The organism is Stenotrophomonas sp. YJH_SMC_21, assembly GCF_059369555.1.
Genome location: NZ_JCAFSU010000013.1, coordinates 87,481 through 100,230 on the forward strand (window position 1 = coordinate 87,481; position 12,750 = coordinate 100,230).

General features: G+C 67.3%; 16 protein-coding genes. 8 read left to right on the forward strand and 8 right to left on the reverse strand.

Features of this window, described 5'->3' with window-relative positions; translation table 11 throughout:
• Nucleotides 1–66 precede the first annotated feature (66 nt).
• Nucleotides 67–1,362: an acetyl-CoA C-acetyltransferase gene (locus tag AC5P67_RS15755; protein WP_012478738.1), complete on the forward strand. Its 1,296-nt coding sequence runs from the start codon at nucleotides 67–69 to the stop codon at nucleotides 1,360–1,362.
• Between the two features lie 109 nt (nucleotides 1,363–1,471).
• Here the strand turns inward: AC5P67_RS15755 and AC5P67_RS15760 are convergent, their stop codons facing one another.
• From AC5P67_RS15760 to AC5P67_RS15770, 3 genes are all read right to left on the reverse strand, one after another.
• Nucleotides 1,472–2,767 (reverse strand): heme biosynthesis HemY N-terminal domain-containing protein, encoded by a 1,296-nt coding sequence (locus AC5P67_RS15760; RefSeq protein ID WP_099472776.1) that lies wholly within the window; start codon nucleotides 2,765–2,767, stop codon nucleotides 1,472–1,474.
• 6 nt (nucleotides 2,768–2,773) lie between these two features.
• Nucleotides 2,774–3,751, reverse strand: a complete 978-nt coding sequence (locus AC5P67_RS15765; RefSeq protein WP_024957767.1) for a uroporphyrinogen-III C-methyltransferase — start codon at nucleotides 3,749–3,751, stop codon at nucleotides 2,774–2,776.
• Between the two features lie 104 nt (nucleotides 3,752–3,855).
• On the reverse strand, nucleotides 3,856–4,665 hold the full coding sequence (locus AC5P67_RS15770) for a uroporphyrinogen-III synthase (RefSeq protein WP_111118458.1): 810 nt from the start codon (nucleotides 4,663–4,665) through the stop codon (nucleotides 3,856–3,858).
• A 35-nt stretch (nucleotides 4,666–4,700) separates the two neighbouring features.
• Here AC5P67_RS15770 and AC5P67_RS15775 point away from each other — a divergent pair, with 35 nt between their 5' ends.
• The 5 genes from AC5P67_RS15775 to AC5P67_RS15795 all read left to right on the forward strand — a co-directional run bounded on the left by AC5P67_RS15775 (nucleotide 4,701) and on the right by AC5P67_RS15795 (nucleotide 7,785).
• A complete protein-coding gene (locus AC5P67_RS15775; protein WP_088430953.1) occupies nucleotides 4,701–5,168 on the forward strand; it encodes a YiiD C-terminal domain-containing protein in 468 nt (155 codons plus the stop codon).
• A 32-nt stretch (nucleotides 5,169–5,200) separates the two neighbouring features.
• On the forward strand, nucleotides 5,201–5,626 hold the full coding sequence (locus AC5P67_RS15780) for a hypothetical protein (protein WP_005407594.1): 426 nt from the start codon (nucleotides 5,201–5,203) through the stop codon (nucleotides 5,624–5,626).
• Nucleotides 5,627–5,683: 57 nt separating this feature from the next.
• Complete coding sequence (locus tag AC5P67_RS15785) at nucleotides 5,684–6,121, forward strand: rhodanese-like domain-containing protein (protein WP_088430951.1); 438 nt, start codon at nucleotides 5,684–5,686, stop codon at nucleotides 6,119–6,121.
• Between the two features lie 99 nt (nucleotides 6,122–6,220).
• Nucleotides 6,221–6,739: a protein-export chaperone SecB gene (gene secB / locus AC5P67_RS15790; protein ID WP_005407596.1), complete on the forward strand. Its 519-nt coding sequence runs from the start codon at nucleotides 6,221–6,223 to the stop codon at nucleotides 6,737–6,739.
• Between the two features lie 20 nt (nucleotides 6,740–6,759).
• Nucleotides 6,760–7,785 carry an NAD(P)H-dependent glycerol-3-phosphate dehydrogenase gene (locus AC5P67_RS15795; RefSeq protein ID WP_012478742.1) on the forward strand — a complete coding sequence of 342 codons (1,026 nt, stop codon included), beginning with the start codon at nucleotides 6,760–6,762 and terminating at the stop codon, nucleotides 7,783–7,785.
• A 123-nt stretch (nucleotides 7,786–7,908) separates the two neighbouring features.
• Here the strand turns inward: AC5P67_RS15795 and AC5P67_RS15800 are convergent, their stop codons facing one another.
• Nucleotides 7,909–8,364 carry a YybH family protein gene (locus AC5P67_RS15800; protein ID WP_043034939.1) on the reverse strand — a complete coding sequence of 152 codons (456 nt, stop codon included), beginning with the start codon at nucleotides 8,362–8,364 and terminating at the stop codon, nucleotides 7,909–7,911.
• 136 nt (nucleotides 8,365–8,500) lie between these two features.
• Between AC5P67_RS15800 and AC5P67_RS15805 the strand changes: the two genes are divergently transcribed.
• Nucleotides 8,501–9,175 (forward strand): Ivy family c-type lysozyme inhibitor, encoded by a 675-nt coding sequence (locus AC5P67_RS15805; protein ID WP_495214893.1) that lies wholly within the window; start codon nucleotides 8,501–8,503, stop codon nucleotides 9,173–9,175.
• Between the two features lie 60 nt (nucleotides 9,176–9,235).
• On the opposite strand, the gene AC5P67_RS15810 is transcribed toward AC5P67_RS15805, so the two are convergent.
• The 4 genes from AC5P67_RS15810 to AC5P67_RS15825 form a co-directional block, all read right to left on the reverse strand.
• The gene (locus tag AC5P67_RS15810) at nucleotides 9,236–9,610 is read right to left on the reverse strand and encodes a hypothetical protein (protein WP_114618776.1); all 375 of its coding nucleotides are present in this window, start codon (nucleotides 9,608–9,610) and stop codon (nucleotides 9,236–9,238) included.
• Nucleotides 9,611–10,090: 480 nt separating this feature from the next.
• The gene (gene arsB, locus AC5P67_RS15815; RefSeq protein ID WP_197614278.1) at nucleotides 10,091–11,122 is read right to left on the reverse strand and encodes an ACR3 family arsenite efflux transporter; all 1,032 of its coding nucleotides are present in this window, start codon (nucleotides 11,120–11,122) and stop codon (nucleotides 10,091–10,093) included.
• A gap of 8 nt (nucleotides 11,123–11,130) precedes the next feature.
• On the reverse strand, nucleotides 11,131–11,634 hold the full coding sequence (locus AC5P67_RS15820) for an arsenate reductase ArsC (RefSeq protein ID WP_005407602.1): 504 nt from the start codon (nucleotides 11,632–11,634) through the stop codon (nucleotides 11,131–11,133).
• 37 nt (nucleotides 11,635–11,671) lie between these two features.
• Entirely contained in the window at nucleotides 11,672–12,001 is a 330-nt protein-coding gene (locus AC5P67_RS15825) for an ArsR/SmtB family transcription factor (RefSeq protein WP_024957759.1), read from the reverse strand.
• Nucleotides 12,002–12,018: 17 nt separating this feature from the next.
• On the opposite strand from AC5P67_RS15825, the gene arsH reads away from it, so the two are divergent.
• Nucleotides 12,019–12,747 (forward strand): arsenical resistance protein ArsH, encoded by a 729-nt coding sequence (gene arsH / locus AC5P67_RS15830; protein ID WP_111198205.1) that lies wholly within the window; start codon nucleotides 12,019–12,021, stop codon nucleotides 12,745–12,747.
• Nucleotides 12,748–12,750 lie beyond the last annotated feature (3 nt).

The window sequence follows — 12,750 nt, forward strand, 5'->3', positions numbered from 1 at the left end:
GGCAGCTACACTTGGCTCCATTATGCCTGCTCCGCCGTGCAGGCCATGTTGCAGACACCCTCATCCATGCCAGGTATCTCCATGCCCAACGCTCGTCCCGTCGCCATCCTCGGTGGCGTCCGCATTCCGTTCTGCCGCCAGAACACCGCGTATTCGGATGTCGGCAACCTCGGCATGTCGGTCCGTACGCTGGGCGCGCTGGTCGAACGGTTCGGCCTGCACGGCCAGCAGCTGGGTGAAGTGGCGATGGGTGCGGTGATCAAGCACTCCAGCGACTGGAACCTGGGCCGTGAAGCCACGCTGTCGTCCGGCCTGTCGCCGCTGACCCCGGGCATCACACTGCAGCGCGCCTGTGGCACCTCGCTGGACAGCATCATCACCGTCGCCAACAAGATCGCGCTGGGCCAGATCGAATCGGGCATCGGCGGCGGTTCGGACACCACCTCTGACGTGCCGATCGTCTACGGCAAGAAGCTGCGCGCGCGCCTGCTGGCCGCCAACCGTGCCAAGAGCACCGGCGACAAGATCCGCGCGCTCACTTCCGGCTTCAAGTTCTCCGAGCTCAAGCCCGAGTTCCCGGGCGTGGCCGAGCCGCGCACCGGCAAGAGCATGGGCGACCACTGCGAGGACATGGCCAAGGAATGGAACATCTCGCGCGACTCGCAGGACGAGTGGGCGGTGTCCTCGCACAAGAAGCTGGCCGCTGCCTATGAGCGCGGTTTCTTCAACGATCTGATCGCACCGTTCCGTGGCGTCGAGCGCGACAACATCCTGCGTCCGGATACCTCGCTGGAAAAGCTGGCCACGCTGAAGCCGGCCTTCGACAAGGTCTCCGGCCGTGGCACCCTGACCGCCGCCAACTCCACGCCGCTGACCGATGGCGCCGCCGCGGTGCTGCTGGCCAGTGAAGAGTGGGCGCGTGCGCACGGCCATGAGCCGCAGGCGTACCTGCGCGATGCGCACGTCTCTGCGGTGGACTTCGTGCATGGCGAAGGCCTGCTGATGGCACCGACCGTGGCCGTGCCGGAGATGCTCAAGCGCAACGGCCTGACCCTGCAGGACTTCGACATCTACGAGATCCACGAGGCCTTCGCTGCACAGGTGCTGTGCACCCTGCGTGCGTGGGAGAGCGAGGATTACTGCCGCAACCGCCTGGGCCTGGATGCGCCGATGGGCCGTATCGACCCGGACAAGATCAACCTGCTGGGCTCGTCGCTGGCTACCGGCCACCCGTTCGCCGCCACCGGTGCACGTGTGATTGCTACCGCAGCCAAGCAGCTGGCCGAACGCGGCGGTGGCCGCGCGCTGGTGTCGATCTGCACCGCCGGCGGCATGGGCGTGGTGGCGATCGTCGAACGCTGAGCATCACGGTAGTGCCGGCCGCTGGCCGGCAGCGCTGGTACGAAAACGCCGCCCATTGGGCGGCGTTTTTTTGTTGCTCCGGTGGGTGCCGACCGTTGGTCGGCACGCCTCACGGCAACCGCGGGTTGCCGAACTCGTCGCGCTCTTCATTGGCGTCATACACCGGCGGCTGCACCGCGATCGGCTGCTCTTCCACCGTGGCACGCAATGGTGCCTCGCTGCCGCGCACCAGCGCCACGCTGTCCTCGCCGCGCTGCAGTCGCAGCGCATTGGCCAGGCACTGCGCGGCCAGCGCGTGCTCGCCACGCTGCGCGAACAGTTCACCCAGTGCCTCCCACGCCGGGGCACCGGCGCCGGCGGCGATGGCCTCGTGCAGGAACGTATCGGCGGCATCCCACTGCTGCTGGGCCAGGGCCACGCGGCCCTGCGCCAGATGCAGTGCGGCCGAGCCATCATGCACATTGCGCCAGCGCGCCAGGTTGGCCTGGCGGGTGGCCAGGCGCTCGGCCGGCAGGCGGCCGTACAGCGCCACCAGTTCGTCGTCCCAGCGCTGGTCCAGCGCCTGTTCCAGCGCCAGCAGCGCCGGCTCATCCCAGTTCAGGGCCACCGCACGGCTGGCATAGGCGCCCACCACGTCCGGGTTCGGCCGCAGCGCCTTCGGCGTGGCTTCCCACTGTGCGGCCAATGCGTTGACGTCGGCCGCTTCCAGCAGCGCCTGTGCGGCCAGGCGGGCTTCCAGTTCGCTGTTTGATTCGGCCGGCAGTACCTTGCTCTGGCGCAGCGCACCCAGCTGGCCATAGGCCTCGTGTGCGCGACCGGCACGCGCCAGCGCCTCGGTACGCAGCCACAGGCCGCGCGGCGGCAGCGGCTGGATCGCCGCCACGTCCAATGCGTTGATCGCATCCACCGGCAGATCGCGCGCCAGCAGCTGTTCGGCGCGCAGCAGTGCCTGCAGGGTGGCATCGCTCTCGCCAAGACGCTGCAGCAGCGCTTCACCGGCGGGGCCGTCGGCACGTGCCTGTGCGCTGCGCACGGCATTGGCCAGCGCCACCGCGCTCACTTCCGGGTCCTTGGCAGCGCCATCCAGCAGCTTCTCGGCACGCTGCCACTGGCCGTGCTCGTAGGCCTGCAGGCCGTCGATCAGGCGCACCCGGCCCTGCTTGCGGCGGTAGCGGCCCCAGGCGCGGAACGGTGCGGCAATCAGGCTCCACAGCAGCCACAGCACCAGCACTGCGATCACCGACAGCAGCGCCACCTTCGGCAGGTTGCTGTGGTAGTCGTAACCGCCGTAGCGCAGGGTCACTTCACCGAAACGGTTGAGGTCATCGGCGCCGAGCCATTGCGCGGCCACCACGCCGATGGCCACCGCCAGCAACAGCACAACCAGGGATTGCAGGGGTTTCATGCGGGATTACCTCCGGTCGGTCTGGGTGCGCAGTTGCTGCAGGGTGCTGCCAAGCACGGTGTTGCTGGCCTGCAGCGGAAGCTCGCGCAAGGCCTTCAGTTCAGCACGTTGCGCGCGCAGGGCCGGTGAATCCGGCCAACGCCGCTGTGCCCAGTGCTCCACGCGTTCCAGTGCGGTATCGCGGCCCGTGCGGTCGCCGCGTTCGATCGCGGCGCGCGCCAGGGTCAGTTCCAGCTGCAGGGCGTCGTCGGCATTGCGACGTTCGGCGGCGGTCAGCGGGCCATTCTGGCGGCTCGGGGTGATGTCCACGAACGGGGCCAGCGTCGATTGCCACCACGGTTTTGCGGTGTCGGTCGCAGCGTTGCCGGTCACCTGCGACGGCAGCCCCTGCAGTGCCCTGGCCAAGGCATCCAGCCGCTGCAGCGACCGCACGCGCGGGCCGGCGCCCAGCGCATCCAGTGCATCGCGCTCCTGCACCAATGCCTGGCGCAGGTTCAGGCCATCGCTGTCGGGCAGATCGGCCAGCGCGGTGGCGGCCTGTGCATACAGGCGGCGCGCGCCTTCCACGTCGTCGGCATAATTCAGCCGCTGCGCCGCCTGGGTCAGCAGCAGTTCGGCCTCATCGCGCTGTACCGCCTGGCGGCCCTGGTTGGCGCTGTCGGCCAGCTTGGCCAGGTTCTCTTCCAGCAGCGCACTGCGCTGCGAAAGGCCCAGCATCTCGTCGCGCAGCACGCGGTTGGTGGTCGCCGCATCCTGCAGGCGCTGGCTGGTCGCGCGCTGGTCGCGGCGCAGTGCATCCAGCGTCGCCTCCAGGCCCTGCAGCTGCACGGCCATGGTCTGTGCCTGCGCTTCCTGTTCGTGCTGTTGCTGCTGCCAGACGTACCAGCCGGCATAGCCGCCCACGCCAAGCACGACCACCCCGGCCAGCGGCAGCAGCCAGCGCGCGGGGCGACGGGGCGGGGAAACGGGCGGAGTCTCGTTCATGGGGCTTCCTTGTCGGCAACGTCGCCGGTCAGGATCCGGCAGGCCGCGTTGTGCACAGCATCACTGTTGCCGACCACAGCGGCAAGCGTGACCCACGTCCCTGTTCAGGTCGCTGCCGGGACGGTGAGCGTGGCGTGTGCAGCGGCCACCAGCTGTGCCGTGGTGGGCCCGGCCGCGCGCACCACGCGCTGCAGCCCCAGTGCATGCGCCTGATCGCCCAGCCGTTCGCTGGCCACGACGACGGTGGCCTGGGTCTGCAGGCGTTGCTGCAATGCCGCCGGAAGCTGCTGCCAGAAATGCAGCAACGCCTCACCACTGCTCACCGCCAGCACCCACGGCTGCGCTGAATGCGCCAATCGAACCAGCGTGCGGGGCGACAGGCGCAGCAGGCGGCGCTGGTAGACATCGGCACGTTCGATCGTGGCGCCTGCGGCCTGCAGGTGTGCAGCAATCAGCCCGCGTCCGCCGGGCGCGGTGACCAGTCCGATGCGCAGGCCCCGCGCCTCGGCCAGCACCGGCAGCGCCAGCAGGCCCTCGCTGTCCATCCGCTGCGGTGCATGCACCTCGCCGACGCCCTGCGCCCGCAGTGCGCGCGCGGTGCCTTCGCCCACGGTCAGCCACGGGCTGCGTTGCGCCTCGGCCAGTGGCAGCAGGGTGGCGGCCGCGGTCACGGCGGCCGGGCTGGTGAACACCACCCGATCGCAGTTCAGCGCGCGTTGCAGCTGACGCACCACTGGCATGCCCTTCAGGCGCTGCAGGCGCCAGGGTGGCAGGGCCACCACATGCCCGCCCAGCCCAGCAACGGCGCGGCGCAGTGCGGAATTCTGGCCCTGCGGTCGCAGCGAAATGAAGGTCCAGCCCGGCTCGGAACCGGCGGCGCCAGTGGGTATCGTATGGTCGGCCATTGCCTGCATTATGCGGGCCCTTCGTTGTCGTGGTCTCTGCTCCGATGTCCGTTGATGCTCTGACTTCCTCGCTGGCCGCCCTGCAGGACGTGCTGGACTGCATGCCGGCGGTCCGCGCCATGCAGATCCAGCTCGACGGCTATGCCGACGGCGTGCTGCGCATCACCGCGCCGCTGGCCGCCAACGTCAACGACAAGGGCAACGCCTTCGGTGGCAGCCTGGCCTCGGTGCTGACCCTGTCCGGCTGGGCGCTGGTCAGCCTGCGCCTGCGCCTGGCCGGCCACGATGCCGAGGTCTACGTGGCCGACAGCAACCTGCGCTACCTGGCCCCGGTCTACGAAGACCTGCACGCCCACGCCGAAGCGGCCGAGGCCACCGGCTGGGACGCCTTCCTGAACACCTTCCGCCAGCGCCGCAAGGCCCGCATCAGCATCATCGCCACCCAGCCCGGTGTCGATGGCAAGCCTGCCGCCGAGTTCAGCGGTCGCTTTGTTGCCTTCGCCAAAGGGTAGGATGGCAGGCTGACGTTCTGGGGAAACCACCGATGCGCCGCCTCATCCAGTTCCTGATGTGTTCCCTGCTGCTGGTCAGCGCCGTGGCTTCGGCCGACGACCTGAGCCGCAAGCAGCGCAAGCTGCTGGAAGAGACCCAGATCGCCTACGGCGCCACCATCCGCTGGGGCAGCATGGACGATGCCATCGGCTATCTGGACCCCAAGCTGCGCAAGGAAAAGCCGCCCACCGAGTTCGAGCTCAACCGCTACGCGCAGCTGCGCGTGTCGTCCTACCGCGAGCGCAGCAGCGCGGCGCTGGAAGGCGGCCTGGTCGAGCGCCGGGTCGAAATCGGGGTGATCAACCAGAACACCCAGGCCGAACGCACCGTGATGGTGGTCGAGCGCTGGCGCTGGGATCCGGAGGCCAAGCGCTGGTGGCAGACCGCCGGCCTGCCGGACCTGTGGAAGGGGCAGTGACGGGCCGCGTCCGGCTTGTGCGACAATCGGCGCCCGCTTAATCGACCCGTGACCTGAGTGAATTACGAAGAGTTGCTGGCCTTTGCAGGCCGAAACCCGATGCTGTCCGCGGCCCTGGTCGGCCTGACCGTGGCCATCATCGTCACCGAGATCCGCCGCCTGTTCCGGGGCTTCAAGGGCATCAAGCCCGCCGAACTGACCCAGCTGATGAACGCGGGCGGCACGGTGGTGGTCGACCTGTCGGCCAGCGGTGACTTCGAGAAGGGCCACATTGCCGGCAGCCGCAACGCCCAGGCCAGTGCCTTCGGCCCGGACCACAAGCTGGTGGCCAACGCCAAGCAGTCGCCGGTGGTGCTGGTGTGCCGCAGCGGCAATGCCTCGGAAACCGCCGCCAAGGCGCTGAAGAAGGCCGGCTTCGAGAAGGTCTACGTGCTCGAGGGCGGCATTCCCGCCTGGCAGCAGGCCGAGCTGCCGCTGGTCAAGGGCCGCAACTGATTGCCGCAGGTGGCGGATCCGGCCTTGTATGGGCCTGATCCCGCCCCCATCGCAGTAATTCGACCATCGTTTTCATTGCATTCATTGGAGTTACTGGAAATGTCCGAAGAGATCACCAACGGCGCTGCTGCGCCGGTCGATGCCGCCACCGGCCCCGCTTTCACCGTCGAGAAGATCTACGTCAAGGACGTCTCCTTCGAGTCGCCGAACGCCCCGACCATCTTCAATGACCAGGTGCAGCCGGAGCTGCAGCTGAACCTGAACCAGCAGGTGCAGCGCCTGGGTGAGAACGCCTTCGAAGTCGTGCTGGCCGTGACCCTGACCTGCCAGGCCGGTGAGCGCACCGCCTACGTGGCCGAAGTGAAGCAGGCCGGCGTGTTCGGCCTGGTCGGCCTGGACCCGCAGTCGATCGACGTGCTGCTCGGCACCCAGTGCCCGAATATCCTGTTCCCGTACGTGCGCCAGCTGATCAGCGACCTGATCCAGGCCGGCGGCTTCCCGCCGTTCTTCCTGCAGCCGATCAACTTCGAAGGCCTGTACGCAGAAACCCTGCGCCAGCGCCAGGAGCAGGGCGACGCACCGTCGCTGGCTGACTCCGAGCCGGCTGGCAACGCCTGATTCCTGCCGCGACGTCACGGATGAGCACTACCGCTGACAAGATCGCCGTGCTTGGCGCCGGTTCCTGGGGAACCGCGCTGGCCAGCCTGCTCGCACGGCACGGTCACCCGACCGTGCTGTGGGGGCGCGATGCTGCCGTGGTCGAAGCCATCGACCAGCGCCACGAGAACCCGCGTTACCTGCCGGGCATCCCGCTGCCGGACAGCCTGCGTGCCACCACCGACCTGGCGTCGGCGGTGGAGGGCGCGGCCTGGATCCTGGTGGTGACCCCCTCGCATGCCTTCGGCGAAACCGTGCGTGCGCTGGCGCCGCTGCGTCCTGCCGGTGCCGGCGTGGCCTGGGCCACCAAGGGCTTCGAACCCGGTTCGGGCCGCTTCCTGCATGAAGTGGCGCGCGAAGTGCTGGGTGAGGACGTGCCGCTGGCCGTTGTCACCGGGCCGTCGTTCGCCAAGGAAGTGACCCAGGGCCTGCCGACCGCGATCACCGTGCACGGCGACGTGCCCGAGTTCGCGCAGATGGTGGCCGAGGCGATGCATGGCCCGGCGTTCCGCGCCTACACCGGCGACGACATGGTTGGTGCCGAGCTGGGCGGCGCGATGAAGAACGTGCTGGCCGTGGCCACCGGCGTGGCCGATGGCATGCAGCTGGGCCTCAACGCCCGTGCCGGCCTGATCACTCGTGGCCTCAACGAGATGCTGCGCCTGGCCGCTGCCATCGGTGCCAAGCCGGAAACGCTGATGGGCCTGGCGGGCCTGGGCGATCTGGTGCTGACCTGCACCGGCGACCTGTCGCGCAACCGCCGCCTGGGCCTGGCCCTGGGCCGTGGCCAGACGCTGCAGGATGCCGTGCGCGAAATCGGCCAGGTGGTCGAATCGGTGCAGACCGCCGACGAAGTGATGCGACAGGCGCGCCGCCATGGCATCGACCTGCCGATCTCCGACCGCGTGCGTGCCGTGCTGCATGGTGAGCAGACGCCGGAAGAAGGCCTGCGCGCATTGCTGGCGCGGGAACAGAAACCGGAATACCCGGACACGCTGTTCAAGTGAATCGAAAAACCCCGGCTACGTGCCGGGGTTTTTTTGTGCCCGTGCCATCCACACATGGCGTGGATCTACGACGGACCCCGCTTCTGGTAGCTGCCAACCTTGGTTGGCGCCCGGCGGCAGCAATCACCGCGCCCGCGGCGGCGCGCTGGTGTTGTCCATGTCCGAAAAGATCAGCCACGGCCCATCCCCCACGCGCTTCAACGTGAGCGTGAACTTGCCGGTATCGCCCACGTTGTTGCCGTAGCTGTACGCACCAATGATGTAGCCCGTATTCCCCTCCACCGCATACGCCAAGGCACGCAGCCGCAACGGACTGCTGCCCTGGCCGGCATACGCGGCCTCGATCGCACTGCGGCCTCGCACCGGCGGCTGGTTGCTCTGCAGCACAAAGCCATCCTCGGCGAACAGCGCACCCAATGCCTTGGCATCACCCGTGCGCCACGCCTGCTCGTAGTCGCGCAGTACACGGTCCAGCGGTGCGGGCAGCGCGATATCGGGAAGCGGCTGTGCGGGCTTCGCGCCTTCTGCATCGTGGGCAATTGCCGGCGATGCCATCAGCAGGGCACTGCAGAAGATCATGGCGAGTCGTGTGCGGCGCATGCGTCCAGGCCCTGGCGATGATGGGAAGGCTTCAGACGCATCCTAGCGCGCCGCTGGTTAGAATCACGCGGCCGCCGATTTGGTGGATGCAGCGCAGATCAGACAAGGACACGGAATGAAGATGCGAATCACAGGGATGGCGATGATGGCCGCGCTGCTGGCAGCCTGCGGACAGGCACCGGAGAAGACTGGCGAGACTGCACCTGCTGTGGCGCCGGCGCTGACCGCCGAAGCACCGGCCGCCGTGGCGACGGTGGTCGAGAAGGAACCGTCCGCCGAAGACGGTGTGGACCCCTCGGTGTCGGACAACGAAGGCGAACCGGAAGACCCGAGCGCCGGCGGGGAACTCACCTGCGTGGACAACCCGCTGGCGACGCATTTCTTCACCCTGGTGGGCGGCAATACCGTGGACGACTGCGGCCGCAAGGATCCGAAGGTGCTGGCCGCGTTCAACGCCCTGATGAAGAGCACGGCCGCAGCCGAATCCGCTGACAAGGAGATTCCATCGCTGCGCGAACGCCTGTTGAGCGGGCCCAGCGGTCCTGGCGAACTGGTAGTGCTGCAGGGTGAGCCGTGGTGGTTCTACACCGCCTGCCAGGCCCACGACTGCCCCGGCACCGCGTTGGCGATGCTGTATTCGCCCGATCAGTCGAAGATGGTTGGCCGTCTTACCGCGCGCTGCCGTGTATGGTGGCTGGGCGAGCCGACGGCGGAACAACGTGCGCAGATCGAACAGCGCCAGCCACTGCAGGATGCCGCGTTGAAGGAAGACAGCGCACTCTGCGAGTGATGTGGCGTGCGCCGCAGCGCCGGGCCGTGCCCGGCGTTGCAGTGTGCGTTGTTCCCCGTATTACCCTTCCGGCCGCATGCGTGCGCTGACCTGTGCGGCCAGCGACAGGCTGGCCATCATCAGGCCCTCCATCACGCGGTCGCCCACGTACTCCTCGTCGGGTCCGTTCTGGCGCACGCGCTCGGCAGCCAGCAGCATTTCCAGCGCCACGCGCAGCCCGGCCAACGCACAGTCCGCGTCGGCCAGCGCCATGCGGCGCCCTGGCATCTGATGACGTTCGGGCCAGGGCTGGCCGTCGGCGGCCGCGCCCTTGCCGATGCGGTCGAGCGTGGCGATGAAACCGTGCGGATCGTGCGGGTGCAGTGCTTCCGAAGGCGCGTCCGCGCTGGCGGGCACGTACTGCGTGCGTAGTCGGGAGGATTCGGGTGTGCTCATGGCAATGCTCCGTGCAGGACAGACGGCAGCCGCCACGCAAAGGTGGCGGGCGGAGACGTGGCTCGAAAACCGGGCGCTTGTTGAAACCGGCAGGCACAGGGCCTCCACGCTCCGCCCGCCATAGCCGGCAGACGGATTGCCCGCCGGCGCCACGAGGGGTGACGCCGGCGGGCAAGCGTTGTTAAACAAGCGCACGGGTTTTCGAAGCCCGGCCATCCTTTTTCGATGGCACGTCATCTGTACGCGTGCTGCTGCGCGGTGCCAATCAGAACAGTTGCATTCAACGCTTGATCAAAGACGCTTCTGGCATTTTTGCACGCTGTTAAGCTGTCGCAGACGCAGGCGCCGCAACGGCCGTAGCGGCATGGGGAATATGCGACATGGGTCGAAGTTGATGACGTGGCGTACGGGCACCCCACCAAGTCGATGACGACAGTGCGGGGCGAAGAACGTAAATCGATTCCCACACACTTTGATCTGTCAGTGTTCTTCGCGTCTCTCGTACCAGGCTTGTGTACGGTTTACGATCCGCACCACGGACAGCATGACCGGTACCTCGATCAGAACACCCACCACGGTGGCCAGCGCCGCTCCCGAGTGCACGCCGAACAGTCCCACCGCTGTGGCCACAGCCAGTTCGAAGAAGTTGCTGGCGCCAATCAGCGCTGAAGGGCCGGCCACGCAATGCGCCACGCCCAAGCGGCGGTTGAGCAGGTAGGCCAGGCCTGAAGTGAAGTAGACCTGGATCAGGATCGGCACTGCAATCAGTGCAATCACCAGCGGTTGCTTCACGATCTGCTGGCCCTGGAACCCGAACAGCACCACCAGCGTCAGCAGCAGCGCGGACAGGGACAGCGGCCCCAGCCTTCGAAGCGCGAGTTGCAGGCCCGCTTCGCCACTGTACGAAAGGATCCAGTGCCGCAGCAGTGCAGCCACGAGTACTGGCACCACAATGTAGAGACCCACCGACAACAGCAGCGTGTCCCACGGCACAGTGATCGCTGACAGGCCCAGCAACAGCGCCACCACCGGTGCGTATGCGACCACCATGATCGCGTCGTTCAACGCCACCTGGCTCAGGGTGAAGTTGGCATCGCCGCGGCACAGGTTGCTCCAGACGAACACCATGGCAGTGCAGGGCGCCGCTGCCAGCAGGATCAGCCCGGCGATGTAGCTGTCGATGTGTGCTGCGGGCAGCCAGTCCGCGAAGGCATGGCGCAGGAACAGCCAGCCCAGCAGCGCCATCGAAAACGGCTTGACCGCCCAGTTGATGAACAGTGTCACCCCGATGCCCTTCCAGTGCTGCTGCAACTGGCGCATTGCGCGGAAGTCGACCTTCAGCAACATCGGGATGATCATCAGCCAGATCAGCGCGGCAACCGGCAGGTTGACCTTGGCGACTTCGGCGGACGCCAGCACCGCGAAAGCACCGGGTAGGAAGTGGCCCAGCAGCGTGCCGACCGCAATGCAAAGCCCGACCCAAAGCGTCAGGTGGCGTTCGAACAGATTCATGCGGGAAGTCACGGCATGCTGTCGGTCGGCTGCAACTGTCCAATCTGATCCAGCGCGTGCTGCAGCGCTTCGCGGTCGGACCACAATGAGTCAGGCAAGGCGAGCAATGCACGCAGTCGCGCCTTCACGATGGCATGAGCCAGCGCGAAGGCTGCGGTCTTGTCGGCATCGCTGCCTGCCACGGCGGCCGGATCGGGCAGGCCCCAGTGGCTGCGGACGAAGTCACCGAACACCACAGGGCAGGCTTCCGCTGCGGCTGCATCACACACGGTGATCACCAGATCCATCGGTGCTGCATCCACGAACTCGTCCCATGATTTGCTGCGCAGCCCTTCAATGGGCATTCCTTCGGCATGCAGTTGTGCCAGCGCGAACGGATTGACCTGGCCGGTGGGCTGGCTGCCGGCACTGAAGGCGGTGAAGCGATCGCCGCCCCATGCACGCAGGGTGGCTTCAGCCAGCACGCTGCGGGCGCTGTTGCCGGTGCAGAGGAACAGGACATTGCGGGTCATGGAGCAATTGCCTTGAGTGGAGAGGATCTGTGTGGGGTCAGCCCTTGCAGGCGGGCGCCGTGGGCATGCATTGCTCGGTTGGCGAGCCCGCGCAGCAGTTGTGCGTCAGGTACTCGATCAAGCCGTTCATCGCATCGAAGTTGGCGCGGTAGCAGACATGGCGACCCTGGCTTTCGCTCTCCACCAGGCCGGCCTGCACCAGCTCCTTCAGGTGGAAGCTGAGCGTGGCTGGGGGCACCTGCAGGGCCGTGGCGATGTCGCCCGCCATGCGACCTGCCGGGCCAGCCTCCACCAGCAGGCGGAAGGCAGCCAGGCGGGTGGCATGGCCCAGGGCAGTCAGGGCAGCAATTGCATTCAACGTTTCCATATTTCTAGAATAATCGAATGAATAAGCCCATCACAAGCCCCCATCTACCGAATCTGGTAGACGCCTCGCTGCCCCAGCCCGATCACCACCAGCTCGCCGCGGCAGATCCGGGACCGCCACGCATCCTCCTGCTCTACGGCTCGCTTCGGCCGCAGTCGTTCAGTCGCAAGCTGGCGCTGGAAGCCGAGCGATTGCTGCGTCACCTGGGGTGCGAGACCCGCGTGTTCGATCCGCATGCGCTGCCCATGCTGGACAGCGTGCACCCGCACCACCCTGAAGTGCAGCGACTGCGCGAATGGTCGCAGTGGTCGGAAGGCCAGGTCTGGGTCAGTCCGGAGCGGCACGGCACGGTCACCGGCGTGTTCAAGAACCAGATCGACTGGTTGCCATTGGAGGATGGCAGCGTACGGCCCACGCAAGGCCGCACGTTGGCAGTGATGCAGGTGAGCGGCGGTTCGCAGTCGTTCAACACGGTCAACACGTTACGCGTGCTCGGCCGGTGGATGCGCATGCTGACCATCCCCAACCAGTCGTCGGTGGCCAAGGCCTGGCAGGAATTCGATGACGAAGGGCGAATGAAGCCCTCGCCGTACTACGACCGGGTGGTGGACGTGATGGAGGAGCTGGTGAAGCTCACGCTGCTGACGCGTGGCAGGACGGACTACCTGGTGGACCGTTACAGCCAGAGGAAGGGCGATGCGCATGCCGCTGCATTGGCGCGGGCGGCGGGCGCTGCGGCTTCCTGACTT

Coding starts and splice junctions, on each gene's coding strand:
- AC5P67_RS15755 (WP_012478738.1), top strand. CDS start 67: ATGCCAGGTATCTCCATGCCCAACGCTCGTCCCGTCGCCATCCTCGGT.
- AC5P67_RS15760 (WP_099472776.1), bottom strand. CDS start 2,767: ATGAAACCCCTGCAATCCCTGGTTGTGCTGTTGCTGGCGGTGGCCATC.
- AC5P67_RS15765 (WP_024957767.1), bottom strand. CDS start 3,751: ATGAACGAGACTCCGCCCGTTTCCCCGCCCCGTCGCCCCGCGCGCTGG.
- AC5P67_RS15770 (WP_111118458.1), bottom strand. CDS start 4,665: ATGCAGGCAATGGCCGACCATACGATACCCACTGGCGCCGCCGGTTCC.
- AC5P67_RS15775 (WP_088430953.1), top strand. CDS start 4,701: ATGTCCGTTGATGCTCTGACTTCCTCGCTGGCCGCCCTGCAGGACGTG.
- AC5P67_RS15780 (WP_005407594.1), top strand. CDS start 5,201: ATGCGCCGCCTCATCCAGTTCCTGATGTGTTCCCTGCTGCTGGTCAGC.
- secB (WP_005407596.1), top strand. CDS start 6,221: ATGTCCGAAGAGATCACCAACGGCGCTGCTGCGCCGGTCGATGCCGCC.
- AC5P67_RS15795 (WP_012478742.1), top strand. CDS start 6,760: ATGAGCACTACCGCTGACAAGATCGCCGTGCTTGGCGCCGGTTCCTGG.
- AC5P67_RS15800 (WP_043034939.1), bottom strand. CDS start 8,364: ATGATCTTCTGCAGTGCCCTGCTGATGGCATCGCCGGCAATTGCCCAC.
- AC5P67_RS15805 (WP_495214893.1), top strand. CDS start 8,501: ATGAAGATGCGAATCACAGGGATGGCGATGATGGCCGCGCTGCTGGCA.
- AC5P67_RS15810 (WP_114618776.1), bottom strand. CDS start 9,610: ATGAGCACACCCGAATCCTCCCGACTACGCACGCAGTACGTGCCCGCC.
- arsB (WP_197614278.1), bottom strand. CDS start 11,122: ATGAATCTGTTCGAACGCCACCTGACGCTTTGGGTCGGGCTTTGCATT.
- AC5P67_RS15820 (WP_005407602.1), bottom strand. CDS start 11,634: ATGACCCGCAATGTCCTGTTCCTCTGCACCGGCAACAGCGCCCGCAGC.
- AC5P67_RS15825 (WP_024957759.1), bottom strand. CDS start 12,001: ATGGAAACGTTGAATGCAATTGCTGCCCTGACTGCCCTGGGCCATGCC.
- arsH (WP_111198205.1), top strand. CDS start 12,019: ATGAATAAGCCCATCACAAGCCCCCATCTACCGAATCTGGTAGACGCC.